Origin of the sequence: Phreatobacter sp. (assembly GCF_030691135.1) — a bacterium.
In the GTDB taxonomy this organism is placed as follows: Bacteria; Pseudomonadota; Alphaproteobacteria; order Rhizobiales; family Phreatobacteraceae; genus Phreatobacter.
On the sequence record NZ_JAUYFA010000075.1, the window covers coordinates 55718 to 75537 of the forward strand.

A 19820-nucleotide genomic window follows, 5' to 3' on the forward strand; every position below is an offset into this window, starting at 1 on the left:
ATGGCAAGACGACCCAATCCAGGAACGGCCGAGGAGCTCGTCTTCTGTCCGCTCGGCGGCGTTGGCGAGATCGGCATGAACTTCTCGCTTTACGGCTTCGGCTCGCCGGCGAAGAAGGACTGGCTGGCGGTCGACTGCGGGGTCGCCTTTGCCGGTCCCGACCTGCCGGGCATCGACCTGATCATGCCGGATCCGCGCTTTCTCCGTGACGAGAAGAAGCGCCTCAGGGCGCTGGTCATCACCCATGCGCACGAGGATCATATCGGCGCCGTCGCCGACCTGTGGCCGCGCCTCGGCTGCCCGGTCTACCTGACCCCCTTCGCCGCGGCCATGCTGGAATCCAAGCGCCTGTCAGAGCATGGTGCGCCGAAGATTCCAATCCACATCATCCAGCCGGGCCAGAAGATAGACGTCGGGCCGTTTTCCTTCGAGATGATCGCGGTGGCGCATTCGATCCCCGAATCGACCTCGCTGGCGATCCGCACGCCGCTCGGGCTCGTCATCCACACCGGCGACTGGAAGATCGACCCGACGCCGGTGCTCGGTGCCGTCACCGACGAGGCGCGCTTCAGGGCGCTCGGCGACGAGGGCGTCCTCGCCATGATCGGCGATTCCACCAACGCCATCCGCGAGGGCATCTCGCCCTCCGAGCGCGCGGTGGCAAACGAGCTCGAAAAGATCATCCGCGCGGCGAAGGGCAGGGTGGCGGTCACCACCTTCGCCTCCAATGCCGGTCGTATCCGCTCGGTGGCGGAGGCGGCGATGCGCTGCGACAGGCAGGTGGTGCTGGTCGGCCGCGCCATGGATCGCGTCATCGGGATCGCCCGCGAACAGGGCATGCTGGACGGCATTCCGCCCTTCGTCGGCGCCGAATCCTACGGCTATCTGCCGCGCGACAAGGTGGTGGCGGTGCTCACCGGCAGCCAGGGCGAACCGCGGGCGGCGCTCGCCCGCATCGCCAACGACGACCACCCCGAGGTGACGCTGACCCCGGGCGACACGGTGGTCTTCTCCTCGCGCACCATTCCCGGCAACGAGAAGGCGGTGGGCAACATCATCAACAGCCTCGTCAAGCAGGGCGTGAAGATCATCACCGACCGCGACGGCCTGGTGCATGTCTCCGGCCATCCGCGGCGCGGCGAGATGGAGCAGATGTACAACTGGGTGCGGCCGAAGATCGCCATTCCGGTGCACGGCGAGGCCTATCACATGGCCGAACACGCCGCGCTCGCCCGGCGCATGGGCGTCAAGGACGTCATCCTCGCCAACGACGGCGACGTCATCCGCCTCGCTCCCGGTGAGCCGGACGTAGTCGATACCGTGCCGGCGCAGCGCCTCCTGAAGGACGGCTCGCTGCTGATCGAGGAGGCGGCGCGCGTCGTCCCCGATCGCCGGCGCCTGTCCTTCGCCGGTATCGTCTCCGTCGCCATCGCCCTCGACGACCGCGGCCAGATCGTCGGCGACATCCAGATGGACATGGCCGGCGTGCCCGAACAGGACGCGATGGGCGTGGATTTCGCCGAGCTTGTCGAGGAAACGGTCATCGACTGCGTCGAGGGACTGCCGAAGGCCCGCCGCCGCGATCCCGATGCGGTGGCCGAGAGCGTCACCCGCGCCATCCGCGGCACGCTCAACGGCAAGTGGGGCAAAAAGCCCATGTGCCATGTGCTCGTGGTGACGGTATAACGAACGGGGAGCGACGCGTGGCGAATGGGAAAAGGGTTGCCGGCCTGTAAGGTCGGTCCCGTTTTCGCCACTCGCCACTCGCCACTCGCCACTCCCGCAAGGAGCGCTTCATGATCGGACGCCTCAACCACGTCGCCATTGCCGTGCGGGACATCGCCAAGGCGAGTGCGCTCTATCGCGACACGCTCGGGGCGAAGGTGACCGCGCCGGTCGCGCAGCCCGCGCATGGCGTCACGGTGGTCTTCGTCGAACTGCCGAACACCAAGATCGAGTTCCTCGAGCCGCTGGGCGCCGACAGCCCGATCGCCAAGTTCCTCGACAAGAACCCGGACGGCGGCATCCACCACGTCTGCTATGAGGTGGACGACATCATCGCCGCCCGCGATCATCTAAAAGCCCAGGGCGCACGTATTCTCGGTAATGGCGAGCCGAAGATCGGCGCCCATGACAAGCCGGTCCTGTTCCTTCACCCGAAGGACTTCAACGGGACGCTGGTGGAGCTCGAACAGGCATGAGTATCGCCGCGGCACTCGCCATTTATTTCATCATCTGGTGGCTGGTCCTGTTCGTCGTGCTCCCGTTCGGCGTGCGCTCGCAGATCGAAGCGGGGCGCGTGGTGCCGGGCAGCGACCCCGGCGCGCCGCAGCGCACGGTGATGCGCAACAAGCTGATCGCCACGTCCTTGGTCGCAGCCGTGGTGTTCACGCTCTACTATATCAACTTCATCTATGGCTTCTTGACCCTGGACGACATTCCCTTCCTGCCGCACGCCGTCGTCGGCTGAAGGTTTCACGACCCTGTATGCTGCAGCGCAGCGCAAGGTGGCATACGTATTCTTCCGGACAGGCTATTTTGCACTTTTTTTCGCCACCGGCTGCCCACGTTGGTGACAAAGCTTTTTATGTCGTCTAACCTCAATTTGCTGCAAGAAAGAGGCCCCTGCGCACGAACGCGGAAAGGCTTCATGGCTCAGGTCTTGGGAGGAAGACCCCCTGTGATGCAGGTTCGGAAGAGCCTTCGTCACGGGATATAAAAAGGAGACGGCCGGCGCGATACTCCGCGACGTCGATCTTCACTGGCATGACCTAGAGGAGGCGGGATCCATGATCCCGCCTTTCCTTTTTGGGGCGGGGCCGAAGCCGGCCGCCGGGCCCCCAGGCCGGGCGCCTTTGACGGCCCGAACGCCGCAAAGCCATGCGCAGCCGGCCTTTCATCTTGCTTCCGACGGCAAAAGAGGGTCAATTCCGCCTCCCGCGCCCTGCTGCGCGGCCGCCACCGCCACGCCCCTACCGAGGTCTTCGATGCGTCTGTCCCGCTATTTCCTGCCGATCCTGCGCGAGACGCCGAAGGAAGCCGAGATCATCTCCCACCGCCTGATGCTGCGCGCCGGCATGGTCCGCCAGGAGAGCGCGGGCATCTATGCCTGGCTGCCGCTCGGTCTCAGGGTGCTCAACAAGGTGCAGGCCATCGTCCGCGAGGAACAGAACCGCTCCGGCGCGGTCGAACTCCTGATGCCGACCATCCAGTCCGCCGATCTGTGGCGCGAGAGCGGGCGCTACGACGCCTATGGCAAGGAGATGCTGCGCATCCGGGACCGGCACGACCGCGAGATGCTGTTCGGGCCGACCAACGAGGAGATGATCACCGAGATCTTCCGCGCCTATGTGAAGAGCTACAAGGATCTGCCGCTCAACCTCTACCACCTGCAGTGGAAGTTCCGCGACGAGGTGCGTCCGCGCTTCGGCACCATGCGCTCGCGCGAATTCCTGATGAAGGACGCCTATTCCTTCGATCTCGACAAGGACGCCGCGGTCCACGCCTACAACAAGATGTTCCTCGCCTATCTCCGGACCTTTGACCGGCTCGGCCTGAAGTCGATCCCCATGCGCGCCGATACCGGCCCGATCGGCGGCGACCTCTCCCATGAGTTCATCATCCTGGCCGAGACGGGCGAGAGCCAGGTCTATTGCCACAAGGACTATCTCGACTTCCCCGTGCCGCCGGCCGACACCGATTTCGACGATGTCGCAGGCGTGAAGGCGACGGTGGCGAAATGGACCTCGCTCTATGCCGCCACCGACGAGATGCACGAGACCGCCGCCTATGACGCCGTCCCCGAGGCCTCGCGCGTCTCGGCGCGCGGCATCGAGGTCGGCCACATCTTCTATTTCGGCACCAAATATTCCGATCCGATGGGCGCCACTGTGCAGGGGCCTGACGGCAAGCCGGTGCCGGTCCATATGGGCTCCTACGGTATCGGCCCGACGCGCGTCGTCGCCGCCATCATCGAGGCCTGCCACGACGAGGCGGGCATCAAATGGCCGCTGGCGGTGGCGCCCTTCACGGTCTCGCTGATGAACCTCAAGCAGGGTGACAGCGCCTGCGACGCGGCCTGCGAGGAGCTCTATCGCATGCTGTCGGCGAAGGGCGTCGACGTGCTCTACGACGACCGCGAGGATCGCCCCGGCGCGAAATTCGCCACCGCCGACCTGATCGGCATTCCCTACCAGGTGATGATCGGCCCGCGCGGCCTCGCCGAGGGCAAGGTGGAGATGAAACTGCGCGCCACCGGCGATCGCGAGATGCTGACGGCGGCCGACGTCGTCGCGCGCGTCACCGGTGGCTGACGGCCAGCCGCCGGACCGGATCGAGATCCGGGTGGTCGGACCGGCCGACCGCGCGCTTTTCAAGCGCGTGGCGCCTGATGTCTTCGACGGACCGGTGGTGCCCGAGCGGCTGGCCGGCTATCTCGGCTCGGCGGACCATCTCATGGTCGTCGCGCTGCTCGACGGTGAGGTGGTGGGGCAGGCGGCGGCCGTCATCCACCGTCATCCCGACATGCCCGACGAGCTCTATGTCGATAATCTCGGAGTGACGCCGGCGCTGCAGCGCCAGGGCATCGGGCGGCGGCTGATGGACCGGGTCTTCGCACTGGGCCGGGCGCGTGGCTGCGAGGAGGCCTGGGTCGCGACCGAAACTGACAACGGGCCGGCGCGGGCGCTCTACGCGCGGCTCGGGCCGGTCGAGGACGAGCCCGTCGCCTTCTATCTCTATGAGCTCTGAGAGCCGCAGCGCCGCCCATCTGGGCCTGCCTTGTCCGCCAAGCCCCTGTGCCTATCTCGAAGGGGGCAGGGTCGCCCCTGCCATCGTGATGCGCCACTGGGGACGACCCCGCACCGTAGGAGGCTGCCTTGGCCTGGATCTATCTCCTGTTCGCCGGCCTGTTCGAGATCGGCTGGGCGGTGGGCCTCAAGTTCACCGCCGGTTTCACCCGGCCGGTGCCGACCGTCCTGACCATTGCCAGCATGGCGGTGAGCCTGACGCTGCTCGGTCTCGCCCTGAAGACGCTGCCGCTCGGCACGGCCTATGCGATCTGGACCGGCATCGGCACGGTGGGGACGGTGGTGCTCGGCATTGCCCTGTTCGGCGAGAGCACCCACGCTCTCCGCCTTGCCTGTATCGGCCTCATCGTCCTCGGCATTGTCGGCCTGAAGGTGGTTTCGCCGGAATGACGAGTCGGATGAATCGGTTGCGGCGGGGTGCTGGGAGATCGATTCCGGTCGTTGAGGCGCTGATTCAACTGGCGGGCGCGCCGAGAAATCGAGTCCGGAAACGGCGCCAAGTGATTGCGTTTGGAGTCGTTTCCGTTCGCGCGTGACGGCAGGGCCCGTTGCCGCGCCTCAGGCCAGCGTGAAGGCCTCGTGGATGGCGCTCTTGACGCCTCCGCCCATCTGCGGGCCGCCGCCGGCGACATAGATCGCGTCGCCGATCGCCACTGCGCCCATGCCGTGGCGTGGGGTCAGCATCGGTGCATAGGCTTCCCAGCGGTCGGCGACGGGATCATAGGCCTCGTTCTGGCCGTAGACGCGGTTCCAGCCTTCGCCGCCCATGCAGAAGATCCTGCCCTGGAAGACCACGGCGCCGTGGCCCGAGCGCGGCGTCGGCATGTGATTGCGGGCGGTCCACTTGTCTTCCCTGGGCTCATAGACGTGGTGCAGGACGGAATTGGTGTGGAAGCTGTCGACCCGCCCGCCGATCAGGTGGATGCGGTCGTCGATGGCGACGATGCCGACATGGTCGCGGCCGAGCGGCATCGGGGCGAGGCGCGTCCAGCGGTCGTCCTTCGGGTCGTAGACCAGGTGCCAGTCGATCGACTTGCGGTTGGCGAAGGTGTTGCCGATGGCGCCGCCGATGGCGTGGATGCGCTCGCCGATGGCGATGCAGGCGATGGCGCCGCAGGCCTCGGGCAGGGGCCGGATGGCGGCCCAGCGGTCGCCGTCGGTACCCCAGATGAAACATTCGGCATGGGGCGTGCGATTCTGCTCGATGAAACCGCCGATGGCGTAGAGCTTGGTGCCCGCCACAGCGACGCCGACATGGTTGGCGCCGCGCGGCACCTCCGCTGCGGTGATCCAGGCGTTGCTCGCGGGGTCGTAGACGTGGTGATAGGGCCGGTCGACGCGCTGTTCGGCATAGCCGCCGACCAGGTGCATACGCCCCTCGCGGCCGACCGCCCAGGCCATCTCCGTGCGCGGGATCGGCAGCGGCGCGCGTGCCTGCCAGCGGCCGGGATTGGCGGCCATCGGCACCGGGCTCGTCACATAGGCCTGGGAATGGTGGATGTCGGGGATGTCGACGCGGCCCGGCGCGTTGAGCCGTTCGAACTGGCCCTCGCGGTGGGGGTGATGCGGGCCGTGACCGGCATGGGGGTTCTGCGCCAGGGCGGCGCCGGAGACGACGGCGAGGCCGCCGGACAGCATTAGGCGACGGGAGGGGTTGTTCATCGCGATGTCTGGGGTTTCCGAGGGCCAGGGACCCCGAGGCTAACGCCGCCGCCGGCCAGCGCAATCTGCCGCGATGGCCTAGACCGCCGACGCGGCGCGGTGCGATCACGACTTGCATTCGACGCCGCCTTCGCCAAATTCAGCCAATGACGCAGAAGAATCCTCTCGCGCCGGGACAGACCGGCACCGCCACTCCCGGCCGGACGGGCGCCGGCGGCGTTTCCGTGTCGGGTGCGGCGGATATCTCGGCCTTCCTGAAGACGGCAGCCGCGGTCGGGCCGCCGAAAGTGCCGGGCGAACGCGGCCGGCTGGTTTTCGCCCTCGACGCCACGGCGAGTCGTGAGCCGACCTGGGGTATGGCGCAGGAAATCCAGGGCCAGATGTTCTCGGAAGCGGCGCGGGTCGGCACGCTGGACATCCAGCTCGTCTTCTTCCGGGGCATGGGCGAGTGCCGCTCCTCGGGCTGGGTGGCGGATGCGGCGAAGCTGAAGGCGCTGATGGCCAAGGTGTCCTGCATCGGCGGCCAGACGCAGATCGGCCGGGTCCTCGCCCATGCAGCGGAGGAGGCGGGGGAACGGCGCATCCATGCCGTCGTCTATGTCGGTGACGCGATGGAGGAGAGCCTCGACGATCTCTGCGCCAAGGCGGGCCGGCTCGCCTTGGCCAATGTTCCGGTCTTCCTGTTCCTGGAGGGCGGCGATCCCGTCGCCGAACGCGCCTATCGCGAGATCGCGCGCCTGACGCGCGGCGCCTTCGCCAGGTTCGACCCGGGGGCCGGTGCCCAGCTCGCCGAACTGCTGCGTGCGGTGGCCGCTTTCGCCTCCGGCGGAAGGCTGGCGCTGGCGGATGCGGCAAAGGGCTCGCGCGGCGCGCAGGTCCTCCTCGGCCAGATGCGCTAGACTGAGCCCATGACCTATTTCATCGCGGGCCTGATCGCGCTCATCGTCTTTTCCGGCTTCCTCAACCAGATCCTGGGCGCCAATCCCAAATGGCTGTCCAGCACGGTGAAGAAGGCCGGCGGCATCGCCGTGATCGCCTTCGGCGTCTTCCTGCTGGCGCGCGGGCGCTGGGAGATGGCGCTGCCCGCCTTCCTCGCCGGGGCGACGCTGCTCGGCATCATGCCGGGCCAGGCGGCCCTTTCAGGCTGGGGCCAGGCGGGCAACAAGACGCCGCGGCAGAACTCGACGGTGCGCTCGCGCTTCGTCGAGATGGTGCTCGACATCGATACGGGCGAGATGAGCGGCCGCTTCATCGCCGGTTCGCTCGCCGGCCAGACGCTGGAACAGATCCCGCTCGCCCGGCTGATCGAGGCCTTCGCCGAGATCGACGGGGAAAGCGCGCAGCTACTCGAGGCTTATCTTGACCGCCGGGAGCCCGGCTGGCGTGAAAACGCTCATGGCGATGCGGGTGCGCGGCAGGGCGGCACGCCGAGCTCGAGCGCGATGACGGAGGAGGAGGCCTACCAGATCCTTGGCCTTCAGCCCGGGGCGGACGAGAAGGCCATCCGCGGCGCGCATCGCGCGCTGATGAAGAAGCTGCACCCCGACCAGGGCGGGTCGACGTGGCTCGCCTCGCGGGTCAACCAGGCCAAGGACACCCTCTTGGACCGTCATGGCCGGAACTCCTGAAACGCGTGTCATCGGGTTTGGATCGCTGGCATCAGTTGCGGACGGGGATGCAGTCGAAGTCGCGTGACTTCAGTGCGCGGCAGGCGGCATCGGCGCTGGAGCGGTCGAAGCCGGCGAAGCGGGCACGGACCAGCGTCATGCCGCGGGCCTCGACCTTCTCGGTATAGGGATCGGCAGCGCCGAGCTGGCGTCCGGAGGACTCGCGGGCCTCCTTCAGGGTCTCCAGCGCAGCGGTCTCTGTGGGGTAGGCGCCGAGCTGGATCGACCATTCGCCGCGGCGCGTAGGCGCGGCCTCAGTGACGGGCGCGGTGCCGGCGGCGCCCATCTGCACCGGGCGCGGCGAGACCGAGGCGGTGGTCAGCTGCGAGGCGTTGAGCGTGCCGAGGACGCCGGGGCGCGGGTTGGGATTGCCGGCTGCGGCCGGCGCTGCGACCGGCGCGGCAGGGGCGACGACCGGACGCGAGGCGGTGGCCGAGAGGACGGTAGCGGCGACCGGCGGCGGTGCCGTCTCGGCGCGGATGACCTGACGGTGCGGCTGGGCGCTGGCGGTGACCGGGGCTGCGGCGGAGGCACCGGTGGAGGCGCCGCCACGGGTCTGTCCGGCGGTGATGACGGCGGCCGCCATCGGGGTGATCGGCATGGGCTCGGCTACAGGCTGGCGCCGGCCGGGCACGGGGACCTGGGCGGCGACGGCGATGCGGGTCTGGGTGCGGGCCGGTTCGCTGGCGCGGGCGATCATCGGCGCGGTGCGGCTGCCGGCGAAGGCACGGGGGAAGTTGGCATCGACCAGCTGGCGCATGCGCGCGTCGCGGGCGCCGCCGGTGCGGCCGCCCATGACGACGGCGACGATCTGGCGCGGGCCACGGCGGGCCGAGGTCAGGAGGTTGAAGCCGGAGGCGCGGATATAGCCCGTCTTGATCCCGTCGACGCCCTCGACCCGGCCGAGCAGCCGGTTGTGATTGCGGAAGTTCACGCCGCGATAGGCGAAGGAATAGGTCTGGAAATAGCGGAAATAGGTCGGATAGTGATCCTGGATGGCGCGGCCGAGGGTCGCGAGATCGCGCGCCGTCGTCACCTGTGTCGCATCGGGCAGTCCGGAGGCGTTGCGGAAGGTGGTGCGGCTCATGCCGATGGCGCGGGCCTTGCGGGTCATCAACTGACCGAAGGCCTCCTCGGATCCGGAGATGTTCTCGGCGACGACCACGGCGACATCGTTGGCCGACTTGGTGACGAGGGCGCGGATCGCCTCCTCGACGGTGATCGTCGAACCGGCGCGGACGCCGACCTTGGACGGCGGCTGGCGCGCCGCCTCGGCTGAAACGCGCAGCGGTGATTGCAGCGAGAAGCGGCCGGCATCGATCTGCTCGAACAGCAGATAGAGCGTCATGACCTTGGTGATGGAAGCCGGGAAGCGCTGGGCGTCGGCGGCTTCGGCATGGATCGTCTCGCCGGTCTTGGCGTCGACGACGATGGCCGAATAGGCGGGCGCGTAGCCACCGTAGCGGCGCGGACGCGCATCGGCCTGCGTCACGGCGAGGAGCGACAGCGTCGCGGCCATGCCGGCTGCCACCATGAGGGTCATGCGGCTCCACACCGCGCGACCGGCGCCGTTCGTCGTCGCCATAGCGCCACCCCTGAACTCGTCACTAGCGGGGTCCGGGAGCCTTCTGGCGACCGGTCCGCAACCCTGTCCCTGACGCGCCGGGCAGGCTGCGGTTCGACCGGTCATCACAACCGGCGGTCCGTGAGGACCGCCGGCGACGCGACACCACAATCGGCGATACGCAGCCGTACTCGGCACTGCAGCTCCTGAACCTCAGGGGCCGTTGATGAGCACGGTAAGCGGTCGCGGTTGCCAGTTGGTTAAGCGGCGATTCGTCGGCCCGCTTTGGCGCCCGAAGGCGTGCGGGCCTCAGCCGATCGGATGATGCTGCAGTGCAAAAAGATTAATTGACGCAGTGCAGCATGTTGCCTATAAAAAGGGCGTCAGTGCAGATGCTCGGCGACCCCCGGCCGGGAAACGAATTCGGCGGATTATCGCGAGGAGAGCGGCCATGGCCCAGAATTTCGACGACGTGCAAAAACTCGGCAAGGACAATCTCGACAACGCCGTGAAGGCGATGACGGTCCTCACCAAGGGCTATCAGGCGATTGCCGCCGAGATGGTCGACTATTCCAAGAAGTCTTTCGAGGACGGTTCGGCGACGATCGAGAAGATCGCCGCAGTCAAGAGCCTGGACAAGGTCATCGAAGTCCAGTCGGACTACGCGAAGGCCGCCTATGAGGCTTCGGTCGCCCGCGCCACCAAGATCGGCGAGCTCTATACCGACCTCTTCAAGGAGGTCTTCAAGCCCTACGAGGCCGCCTTCGGCAAGCTCGTTCCGGCCAAGTGATCGTTGCAGGCGTGAGCCTGTGACCTCAAGGCCCGGCGCAGCGCGCCGGGCCTTTTTCGTTGCAAAACACGTCTTTCCGTCACTGTGTCAGGCGCAGCTGGCCGATCTCGGCGGCGATGCGCTGGAAGACCGGCACCAGTTCGGCGGCCGACCGGACGTCGAAATACATCGACGGCGTCGTGGCGCAGCGGCGCAGCAGGGCGGCGTCACCGTTGATCACCCGGATCGTGTAGAGCCGGATGCCGTTTGCCTTGGTGTTGGTGCAGGCGAGGTCGGTGCGGGCGTCGATGGACGTGCCGTTGGTCGTCCAGCGGTTTTGCGTGTTGTCACCGTCGGTGAGCAGGATGATGATTCGCTCGAGATCCGGTTCCTGGACGAGGGTCCGCGCCGTCGTCAGCGGCTGGCTGGCCGTCAGCATGTGGAGGCCCCAGACCAGTCCGATTGTGACGTTGGTATTGCCGGCCGGGGACATGGCGTCGACCTTGGCCTTGAGCGCGGTCCAGTCGGTGGACAGCGGCATGATCGATGTCAGGTTGGAGTTCGTGCAGTTGCGCGCGGGAAACAGAGTGGCCGGGACGCCGGCATTGGGCGCCGTATCGGCGACGTCGTTGCTCTGGTCACGGTCGGCGACGCAGCCGGTCCAGGAATTGGCGGTGATGCTGGTTCCGCCATAGGTGAGCCAGCTCTCGTTCTTGTAGGTCGTCCCGAGGCGGACCTGCACGTCGAAGGGCACGATGCCGATGCGCACGGCATCGGGCTTGTTGGACACGATCGCCATGGTGTCGATCAGGTTCTTGGCTGCCGTCTTCAACGCCGCCATCTTGCCGGCGCTCGACATCGACCCCGTGTTGTCGAGCACGAGGACGAGCTCAATCTTCTTGGTGCGCCAGGCCGCGCCAGCGGTGCCGCGGATCATGAGATCGCCGGCGCTCAGGATGTTGGCCATGACCGGATTGATCTGGCCGCTGCCGGTGACGAGCACGTTGGTGCTGTCCATCGAGGCGTTGATGACGACGTTCGACATTTCTGACGGGTTGATGTTGCCGATGACGAAGGCGCGGGCAGCGGCGCTGAGATCGGCGGGAGGCTTGCCGTCGGCGACGAGGCGGGCGACGAACAGGGCGGCGGCGTCGAGGGCCGCCTGCAGGCGCGCCTGCTGTTGCCCAAGGCGGCTGAGATCCACCGCGGCGCAGATCATCATGAGGATGGGATAGAGTGAGACGGCAAAAACCACGGCAATTGCGCCGCGCCGATCATTTTTGAACCTAAGAAAAATTTTCCACATGGCGTGGCGACCCCCGATCTGCGACCGGGGATCAGACTAGAGCGTCCGAAATAAGCATTCGGAATCGCGCGTGAATCAATTATCTGCGTATTTTTCGCCGAAAATTAGGCGTCTGTTTACCGATATCTTCCGGATTTTGATGCAAGCGCAGGGGAAAGACATGGTCGGAGGTGTGGCGTTACGTAAGGAGACGCCTTGTTGCTTCCGCAACGTCATCCTGACGCATCAAACTCTCGCCGACCAGCAGGGTGTGGATGCCCACGGCTCGCAGCCGGGAGACATCCGATGAGACGAAAATCCCGCTTTCGCCGACGACGATCCGGTCCGCGGGAATGCGCGGGGCCAGCCTCTCGGCGGTTTCCAGCGTCACCTCGAAGGTCCTGAGGTTGCGGTTGTTGATGCCGATGAGGCGGCAGGGCAGGGTGAGCGCCCGGTCGAGTTCAGCCTCGTCATGGACCTCGATCAGCGCGTCCATGCCGTAGTCGGTCGCAGCGGCGACGAGGTCGGCCGCCAGCGCGTCGTCGACAGAGGCCATGATGACCAGGATGCAGTCGGCGCCCCAGGCGCGGGCTTCCGCCACCTGGTAGGTGTCGTGCATGAAGTCCTTGCGCAGGGCGGGCAGGCTGCAGGCTGCGCGCGCTGCTGTTAGGAAGGCGGGTGCGCCCTGGAACGATGGCGCGTCGGTGAGGACCGAGAGACAGGCGGCACCGCCGGCCTCATAGGCGCGGGCGAGCGAGGGCGGGTCGAAATCGGCGCGGATCAGACCCTTTGACGGGCTCGCCTTCTTGATCTCGGCGATCAGGGCAGTGCCATCCGCAGCGATCTTGTCGGTGATGGCGCCGGCAAAGGAGCGCACCGGCGCCGCGGCACGGGCCTCGGCGTCGATCACGGCGAAGGGACGCTCACGCTTGGCCGCGGCGATCTCCACCAGCTTGTAGGCCTCGATGCTCTTCAGGATGTCGGCCATGGGATCAAGCCGTGCCGGATATGGCGACGAGACGGTCGAGCGTCTTCGCCGCAGCACCCGTGTCGAGCGCCGCCGTCGCCATGGCGAATCCGTCGGGCAGGGTCGCGGCGCGCCCCGAGACCACCAGCGCCGCGGCGGCGTTGAGGGCTGCGACGTCGCGATAGGCGTTGCGGGCGCCGGTGAGGACGGCGCGCAGCTGCATGGCATTGTGGGCGGCGTCGCCCCCCTTGAGGTCGCCGGGCTGGCAGAGACCGAGACCGACATCGGAGGGGTGGACGTTGAAGCTGGTGACGCGGCCGCCCTTGAGCTCGGCGACGGCGCTGGGGCCGGTGCCCGTCACCTCGTCGAGCCCGTCCGAGCCATGGACGACCCAGGCATGGGTGGAGCCGAGATTGGCCAGCACGGCGGCCAGCGGATCGACCCATTGGCCGGAAAAGACGCCGACCATCTGCCGCTTGACGCCGGCCGGATTGGAGAGCGGGCCGAGCAGGTTGAAGATGGTGCGGGTGCCGAGTTCGACGCGGGTTGGCCCGACATGTTTCATGGCGGGGTGATGGGCCGGGGCGAACATGAAGCCGATGCCGGCCTCGCGGATGCAGCGGGCGATGTCGGCGGGGGTGAGGTCGATCTTGACGCCGAGGGCCATCAGGCAGTCGGCCGCACCCGAGCGGGACGACAGCGCCCTGTTGCCGTGCTTGGCGACGGGCACGCCAGCGCCCGCCACGATGAAGGCGGCGCAGGTGGAGATGTTGAGGGAGTGGGAAGCATCGCCGCCGGTGCCGACAACGTCCACCGCATCGGCGGGCGCCTCCACCCGCACCATCCTGGCGCGCATGGTTTCGACCGCCGCCGTGATCTCGTCGATCGTCTCGCCGCGCACCCGAAGCGCCATCAGGAAGCCGCCGATCTGCGAGGGCGTCGCATTGCCCGACATGATCTGGTCGAAGGCGGCGGAGGCCTCCTCGCGCGTCAGTGGCGTGCCGGTCGCTGCCTTGGCGATCAGGGTCTTGAACTGTTCCATCAGCGGCGTCCCTGGCTGCGGTTCCAAGCGGCCGCGAGGTCGAGGAAAGTGGCGATCATGCGGTGCCCGTGCTCGGAGGCGATGCTCTCAGGGTGGAACTGCACGCCGTGGACGGGCCGCGAGCGGTGCATCAGACCCTGGACGACGCCGTCTTCGGATTTCGCGGTGATCTCGAGATCGTCGGGCCAGGTGGCACGGTCGACCGTCAGCGAGTGATAGCGTGTCGCCTGGAAGGGTCCGTTGATGCCGCGGAAGACGCTGCGGCCTTCGTGCGAAATGGTCGACATCTTGCCGTGCATCGGTTTCGGCGCGCGGATGACGTCGCCGCCGAAGCTCTGGCCCATGGCCTGGTGGCCGAGGCAGACGCCGAACATCGGGATGCGGGCGGAGGCCGTGGCGATGAGGTCGAGGCAGATGCCGGCCTCGTTGGGCGTGCAGGGGCCGGGGGAGAGCACGATCGCGTCGGGATCGGAAGCGATGACGGCCTCGGCGGTGGTCCGGTCGTTGCGGATGACCTCGACCTTCGGCCTGACGCCGCCGATATCCTGACCGCCGATATAGTGGACGAGGTTCCAGGTGAAACTGTCGTAATTGTCGATGAGGGTGATCTTCACTGGCCCCTCCCGACGCGGGCCGCCGTCTTCACCGCCTCGTCGGCGGCATGGACCAGCGCCTTGGCCTTGTTGACGCATTCGGCCTGTTCCATAGCGTTGACGCTGTCGGCGACGATGCCGGCGCCGGCCTGGACATACATCTGCCCGTCCTTGACCACGGCGGTGCGCAGCACGATGCAGGTGTCCATGGCGCCGGTGGCGGAGAAATAGCCGACGCAGCCGGCATAGAGGCCGCGCTTCTCCTTCTCCAGCTCGTCGATGATCTGCATGGCGCGCACCTTCGGCGCGCCTGACACCGTGCCGGCGGGAAAGCCTGCGGCGAGGGCGTCGATCAGGTCGTGCTTCGGGTCCAACTCGCCTTCGACGTTCGAGACGATGTGCATGACGTGGGAATAGTGCTCGAGGAAGAACTTGTCGGTGACCTCCACGGTGCCGATCTGCGCGACCCGGCCGACATCGTTGCGGCCGAGATCGAGCAGCATCAGATGTTCGGAGCGCTCCTTCGGGTCGGCGAGCAGTTCCTCGCCGAGGCGCTTGTCGTCCGCGGGCGTCGCGCCGCGCGGCCGCGTGCCGGCGATCGGGCGGATGGTGACGCGGCCGTCGCGCACCCTCACCAGGATCTCCGGCGAGGAGCCGGCGACCGAGAAGCCGTCGAAAGCGAGATAGTAGAGGAAGGGCGAGGGGTTCACCCGCCGCAGCGCCCGGTAGAGCGAGAAGGGCGGCAGGGTGAAGGGCGTCGAGAAGCGCTGCGACAGCACGACCTGGAAGATGTCGCCGGCCGCGATGTAGTCCTTCGCCCGGTCGACCATGGCGGAATAATCCGCCACGGGCGTGTTGGAGACGAGGCCCGCCATGATCTCGGCGTGGTCGGGCAGGGGAGTCTGCTTGTCGAGCGGTCCGTCGAGGGCGTCGAGCACGGCGCCGAGCCGGTTGACGGCCTGGTCATAGGCCTGTTTCGCGGTCTGGCCGGCCTGCGGCCGCACCGGCGTCACCACGGTGATCTGGTCCTTCACGGCATCGAAGACGAGGACGACGGTCGGGCGGATGAACAGCGCGTCGGCGAGGCCGAGCGGATCGGGCGGCACGTTCGGCAGATGTTCCATCTGCCGAACCATGTCGTAGCCGAGATAGCCGAAGACGCCGGCCGCCATCGGCGGCAGCGTCTCGGGAATGGCGATGCGGCTGTCAGCGAGCAGCTTGCGCAACTCGGTCAGCGGCGCCTCGGGCAGGGGCACGAAGGCGTTGCGGTCGGCGGCCGGGCGGCGGTTGATCTCGGCCACCGACCCGCGGCAGCGCCAGATCAGATCCGGCTCCATGCCGAGGATGGAATAACGGCCCTTGATGGCGCCTCCCTCCACCGACTCGAGCAGGAAGGCGTTGGTTCGCGACCCGGCGATCTTCAGATAGGCGGAAACCGGCGTCTCCAGATCGGACACCAGCGTCGTCCACACCACCTGCGGCTGTGCCGCGGCGTGGAGGGGCTGGAAGGCCTCGAAGGCCGGTTCGATCTGCATGACGTCCTCGTTGTCGCCGCCGCCTCAGCGGGCATCGGCCGTGCCGCCGACCGCCCGGTTGAGCAGCGTGCGGTTGACGCTGGAGCCGAAGTCCCGCTGCAGCCGTGCGATGTACTGCGCGAGAACGTCGTCCTCGATGGATTGCGAGAGCTGGTCCCGGGTCCGCTCGTCCAGTGTGGCATCCGTCGCCAGGGCGATCTCGGTCGTCACAAAGACGATGCGGTCGATGCCGTCGGCGGCGGGGGCATTGGTGCTCTGGCCCTGGGCAGTGGCGAAGAGCATCTGGATGGCGCTGGCTCCCCAGACGCCGTCGGTGGCGCTGCGTCGCACTGCCGGTGTCGTCCTGACCTCGAGGCCCGCCGCCTGGGCGAGCTCGGTGAGCGGCTTGCCCTCGCGCAGCGACGTCGCCATCACGTCGGCGGCCCTGCCGATGCGGATCTTGACCTCGTCCTCGCGCCAGCGCGCCTCGACCTGGGGGCGAACCTCGTCGAGCGTGCGGTCGCGGGCCGGTGTGACGGCGGCGACCTCGTACCAGACCCACAGCCCGCTCGTGCGGTTGTTGACCGGCTCGTTCTCAAGGCCCACCTCGGCGCGGAAGGCGGTCGGGAGGAAATCGGCGGCGCCGGGCAGGTTGAGCTGCACCTCGGCGGGGTCGCGGCCCTGCACATCGACGGCATCGACGGGGGTCACGGTCAGGCCGACCTTGGCGGCGATGTCGGAGAGTGGCAGCCCGGACGAGCGCTCCTTCTCGATTCGGTCGTGCAGGTCGTTGACGGCGTTGCGGGCCATGGTGGTGGCGATGGTCATGCGCGCCTGTTCGATCACCTGGCCCTCGTTGAAGGGCTCGATGACGGTCACCCGCAGCAGCACGGTGCCGAAGCGGCCGCGCACCGGCTCGCTGACGGCACCGGCAGCGAGGGCGAAGGCGGCGTCGCGCACGGCCGGATCGGCGATCTGAGTGCGCGAGAGACTGCCCAGCGTCAGGTCGGTCTCGGCGACGTTGCGCTCTTTCGCGAGGTCGTCGTACGAGACGCCGCCCTTGAGGCGCTCGGCGGCAGCCTGGGCTTCCTCGGGCGTCGCGAAGGTGAGCTGCTGGACGGTGCGGCGCTCGCTGGTTTCCCGCAGGCGCGCGACCTCCTCGGCGACCTGCTCGTCCGGCACCTGCTGGAAGCCGAGCTGTTCCTGCGGCGACAGTGTGAGAAGCACCAGCTTGCGGAATTCGGGGGCGCGGAACAACGCCTTGTTGGTGTCGAAATAGGCCTGCAGCGTCGCCGCATCGGGGGCGGGGACCTCGCCGGCCTGGGCCGCGCCGAGCACGACATACTGGGCCTGCCGGGACTCGTTCTGGAACCGCGTCATGGCGTCGATCAGCACGCGCGGCGTGCCGAGCCGTTCGGAGACGGCGCCTGCGATCTGCTGGCGCACTGCAAGCCGGCGCTCGTTGTCGATGAAGGATTGTTCGGTAAAGCCGAACTGGCGCAGCACCTCGGTGAAGGCGTTGCGGTCGAACTGGCCGGTCGGGCCGCGGAACTGCGGCGTCGAGACGATGCGGGCGCGGATCGTCGCGTCGTCGATGCCGAGGCCGAGCTGGCGGCCGCGCTCGTCGAGAGTCGCCTCGGTGACGAGCTGGTTGAGGACGCGCTGGTCGATGCCGAACTGGCGGGCCTGATCGGGCGTGATACCGCGGCCGACCATACGCCCGAGATTCTGCACCTCGCGGTTATAGGCGTTCTGGAAGTTCTGGACCGAGATCTGCGTGCCGCCGACGCTGGCGACGGTCGTCGCCGTGCCGCCACGAAAGATGTCGCCGATCCCCCAGACAGCGAAGGACAGGACCAGCACCGCCATCAGGGCGATGAGGATGAAGCGGGCGAAGCCCTTCTCGAAGGCGCTGCGAAGGCCGGTCAACATGCCGGGCGGGTCTCCTGCGGGCGGCGACGAGGGCCGCGAGGGGGCGAAAAAGTCGGCGGAGCATAGTGACGGCGCCCCCGAGGGGCAAGCATGGCAGGTGGTACCCTTCTGCGGCTTCTGCTAGGCAGCCGGCCATTCCATTTTCATCACTGTCAGGGAGTTCGTCATGGGTGTGCGCCCGCTCGTCGCCGGCAACTGGAAAATGAACGGCAGCCGTGCCGCGCTGAAGGAACTGGTGGCTCTCGCCGAAGGCTATGACGCCAGCCTGCGCGCCAAGGTCGACCTGATGATCTGCCCGCCAGCGCCGCTGGTCTTCACGGCTGCGGCGACCGCCCTCGGCTCGCGCGTCGCCATCGGCGGCCAGGACTGCCATCCCGAAGCCTCGGGCGCCTTCACCGGCGAGGTCTCCGCCGAGATGCTGGCCGATGCGGGGGCGACGGCGGTGATCGTCGGCCATTCTGAACGCCGGCAATATTTCAAGGAGACCGATGCGCTGGTGGCCGCCAAGGCCTCGGCCGCGCTGCGCGCCGGCCTCGCCGCCATCGTCTGCGTCGGGGAGACCCGCGCCGAGCGCGAAGCCGGCAAGGCGCTGGCCGTCGTCGGGCGTCAGGTGGCGCGTTCCGTTCCCGAGCATGCGACACCGGCGACCATCATCGTCGCCTACGAGCCGGTCTGGGCCATCGGCACCGGCCTCACCCCGACGGCCGCCGACGTCGCCGAGGTCCACGCCCTGATCCGCAGGAAGCTCGTCTCCCGCCACGGCAAGCAGGCCGCCGGCATCCGCATTCTCTACGGTGGTTCGGTGAAGCCGGCCAATGCCAAGGAGCTGATGGCGGTCGAGAATGTCGACGGCGCGCTGGTGGGCGGTGCGAGCCTCAAGGCCGCCGACTTCCTGGCCATCGCTGCCGCCTATCGCTGAGGATGGCCGGATGACCGAGGCCGGCGGCGGAAGTTTCAGGATCCTCCTCTGGATCGTCGCCGTCGGCTTCTTCATGCAGACGCTGGATTCCACCATCGTCAACACGGCGCTGCCGTCCATGGCGCGGGCGCTCGGCGAAAGTCCGCTGAGCATGCACTCGGTGATCATCGCCTACTCGCTCACCATGGCCATGCTGATCCCGGCCTCGGGCTGGCTCGCCGACCGTTTCGGCAGCCGCAATGTCTTCCTCGCGGCCATCGTGCTGTTCACAGTCGGGTCGGTGGCCTGCGCCGCTTCCACCTCACTGACCCAACTCGTCCTGTCGCGCATCGTGCAGGGAGCCGGCGGCGCCATGCTGCTGCCGGTGGGCCGCCTCGTGGTGCTGCGCAACGTGCAGCGCGACCAGTTCCTCCCCGCGATGAGTTTCGTCGCGATTCCCGGCCTGATCGGGCCGCTGATCGGCCCGACGCTCGGCGGCTGGCTGGTGCAGACGGCCTCTTGGCACTGGATCTTCCTGATCAACCTGCCGGTCGGCATCGTCGGCGTGGTGCTGACCGTCCTCTACATGCCGGAGAGCCGCAATCCCGGCATCGGTCGTTTCGACACGCTCGGCTATCTCATGCTGTCGCTCGGCATGGTGGCGCTGTCCTTCTCGCTCGACGGGCTGACCGATTTCGGCTTCGAGCGGGCGACGGTGCTGGTGCTGCTCGTCTTCGCCTTCGCGCTGATCGTCGGCTATTTCCTGCATGCCCAGCGCCATCCCGACCCTCTTTTTCCGCTGAGCCTGTTCCGCATCCACACCTACACGGTCGGTCTTCTCGGCAATCTCTTCGCGCGCATCGGTTCCGGGGCCATGCCCTTCCTCATTCCGCTGCTGCTGCAGGTGGGTCTGGCGCGCAGTCCGGTCGAGGCCGGCATGATGATGCTCCCGGTCGCCGCCATGGCGATGACAGCGAAACGCGCCGTCACCCGGCTGATCACCCGCTATGGGTACCGGCGGTTTCTCGTCGTCAACACCCTGGTGCTCGGCTGCCTGCAGGCGGCCTTCGCCTTCATGCCCCTCCTGTCGCTGCCGGCGATGATCGTCCTTCTCGGCTG

At 67.7% G+C, this 19820-nt stretch carries 19 protein-coding genes; 11 read left to right on the top strand and 8 right to left on the bottom strand.

Annotation, left to right across the window (positions count from 1 at the left end):
• The 6 genes from Q8O26_RS13630 (at position 1) to sugE (ending at position 5198) form a co-directional block, all read left to right on the top strand.
• Entirely contained in the window at positions 1-1686 is a 1686-nt protein-coding gene (locus tag Q8O26_RS13630; RefSeq protein WP_305576469.1) for a ribonuclease J, read from the top strand.
• 110 nt (positions 1687-1796) lie between these two features.
• On the top strand, positions 1797-2201 hold the full coding sequence (gene mce / locus Q8O26_RS13635; RefSeq protein ID WP_305576471.1) for a methylmalonyl-CoA epimerase: 405 nt from the start codon (positions 1797-1799) through the stop codon (positions 2199-2201).
• Positions 2198-2470 carry a DUF1467 family protein gene (locus Q8O26_RS13640; RefSeq protein WP_305576473.1) on the top strand — a complete coding sequence of 91 codons (273 nt, stop codon included), beginning with the start codon at positions 2198-2200 and terminating at the stop codon, positions 2468-2470. Before mce ends, Q8O26_RS13640 begins: the two co-directional genes overlap by 4 nt.
• Positions 2471-2987: 517 nt before the next feature.
• Complete coding sequence (gene proS, locus Q8O26_RS13645; RefSeq protein WP_305576475.1) at positions 2988-4313, top strand: proline--tRNA ligase; 1326 nt, start codon at positions 2988-2990, stop codon at positions 4311-4313.
• Entirely contained in the window at positions 4306-4749 is a 444-nt protein-coding gene (locus Q8O26_RS13650; protein WP_305576477.1) for a GNAT family N-acetyltransferase, read from the top strand. Before proS ends, Q8O26_RS13650 begins: the two co-directional genes overlap by 8 nt.
• A gap of 128 nt (positions 4750-4877) precedes the next feature.
• Entirely contained in the window at positions 4878-5198 is a 321-nt protein-coding gene (gene sugE / locus Q8O26_RS13655; RefSeq protein ID WP_305576479.1) for a quaternary ammonium compound efflux SMR transporter SugE, read from the top strand.
• A 168-nt stretch (positions 5199-5366) separates the two neighbouring features.
• On the opposite strand, the gene Q8O26_RS13660 is transcribed toward sugE, so the two are convergent.
• Entirely contained in the window at positions 5367-6470 is a 1104-nt protein-coding gene (locus Q8O26_RS13660; protein WP_305576481.1) for a kelch repeat-containing protein, read from the bottom strand.
• 146 nt (positions 6471-6616) lie between these two features.
• Here Q8O26_RS13660 and Q8O26_RS13665 point away from each other — a divergent pair, with 146 nt between their 5' ends.
• Together Q8O26_RS13665 and Q8O26_RS13670 are read left to right on the top strand one after the other, a co-directional pair.
• The gene (locus Q8O26_RS13665; RefSeq protein WP_305576483.1) at positions 6617-7369 is read left to right on the top strand and encodes a VWA domain-containing protein; all 753 of its coding nucleotides are present in this window, start codon (positions 6617-6619) and stop codon (positions 7367-7369) included.
• A 9-nt stretch (positions 7370-7378) separates the two neighbouring features.
• On the top strand, positions 7379-8098 hold the full coding sequence (locus Q8O26_RS13670; protein ID WP_305576485.1) for a DnaJ domain-containing protein: 720 nt from the start codon (positions 7379-7381) through the stop codon (positions 8096-8098).
• A 31-nt stretch (positions 8099-8129) separates the two neighbouring features.
• On the opposite strand, the gene Q8O26_RS13675 is transcribed toward Q8O26_RS13670, so the two are convergent.
• Complete coding sequence (locus tag Q8O26_RS13675; protein WP_305576487.1) at positions 8130-9722, bottom strand: serine hydrolase; 1593 nt, start codon at positions 9720-9722, stop codon at positions 8130-8132.
• A gap of 430 nt (positions 9723-10152) precedes the next feature.
• Here Q8O26_RS13675 and Q8O26_RS13680 point away from each other — a divergent pair, with 430 nt between their 5' ends.
• Positions 10153-10491, top strand: coding sequence for a phasin family protein (locus tag Q8O26_RS13680; RefSeq protein ID WP_305576489.1), 339 nt, complete (start codon positions 10153-10155; stop codon positions 10489-10491).
• 79 nt (positions 10492-10570) lie between these two features.
• Here the strand turns inward: Q8O26_RS13680 and Q8O26_RS13685 are convergent, their stop codons facing one another.
• From Q8O26_RS13685 to Q8O26_RS13710, 6 genes are all read right to left on the bottom strand, one after another.
• On the bottom strand, positions 10571-11725 hold the full coding sequence (locus tag Q8O26_RS13685) for a VWA domain-containing protein (RefSeq protein ID WP_305576491.1): 1155 nt from the start codon (positions 11723-11725) through the stop codon (positions 10571-10573).
• Between the two features lie 229 nt (positions 11726-11954).
• On the bottom strand, positions 11955-12743 hold the full coding sequence (gene trpC, locus Q8O26_RS13690; protein WP_305576493.1) for an indole-3-glycerol phosphate synthase TrpC: 789 nt from the start codon (positions 12741-12743) through the stop codon (positions 11955-11957).
• A 4-nt stretch (positions 12744-12747) separates the two neighbouring features.
• Positions 12748-13764 (bottom strand): anthranilate phosphoribosyltransferase, encoded by a 1017-nt coding sequence (gene trpD, locus Q8O26_RS13695; protein ID WP_305576495.1) that lies wholly within the window; start codon positions 13762-13764, stop codon positions 12748-12750.
• Positions 13764-14378: an aminodeoxychorismate/anthranilate synthase component II gene (locus tag Q8O26_RS13700; protein ID WP_305576497.1), complete on the bottom strand. Its 615-nt coding sequence runs from the start codon at positions 14376-14378 to the stop codon at positions 13764-13766. Before Q8O26_RS13700 ends, trpD begins: the two co-directional genes overlap by 1 nt.
• On the bottom strand, positions 14375-15892 hold the full coding sequence (gene trpE, locus Q8O26_RS13705; protein ID WP_305576499.1) for an anthranilate synthase component I: 1518 nt from the start codon (positions 15890-15892) through the stop codon (positions 14375-14377). The genes Q8O26_RS13700 and trpE overlap by 4 nt, the downstream gene beginning before the upstream one ends.
• Positions 15893-15916: 24 nt before the next feature.
• A complete protein-coding gene (locus Q8O26_RS13710; protein WP_305576501.1) occupies positions 15917-17803 on the bottom strand; it encodes a peptidylprolyl isomerase in 1887 nt (628 codons plus the stop codon).
• A gap of 166 nt (positions 17804-17969) precedes the next feature.
• On the opposite strand from Q8O26_RS13710, the gene tpiA reads away from it, so the two are divergent.
• Complete coding sequence (tpiA, locus tag Q8O26_RS13715; protein WP_305576503.1) at positions 17970-18722, top strand: triose-phosphate isomerase; 753 nt, start codon at positions 17970-17972, stop codon at positions 18720-18722.
• Positions 18723-18732: 10 nt separating this feature from the next.
• Positions 18733-19820: multidrug transporter subunit MdtD (mdtD, locus tag Q8O26_RS13720; RefSeq protein ID WP_305576505.1), on the top strand; the 1088-nt coding region annotated here is incomplete at its 3' end.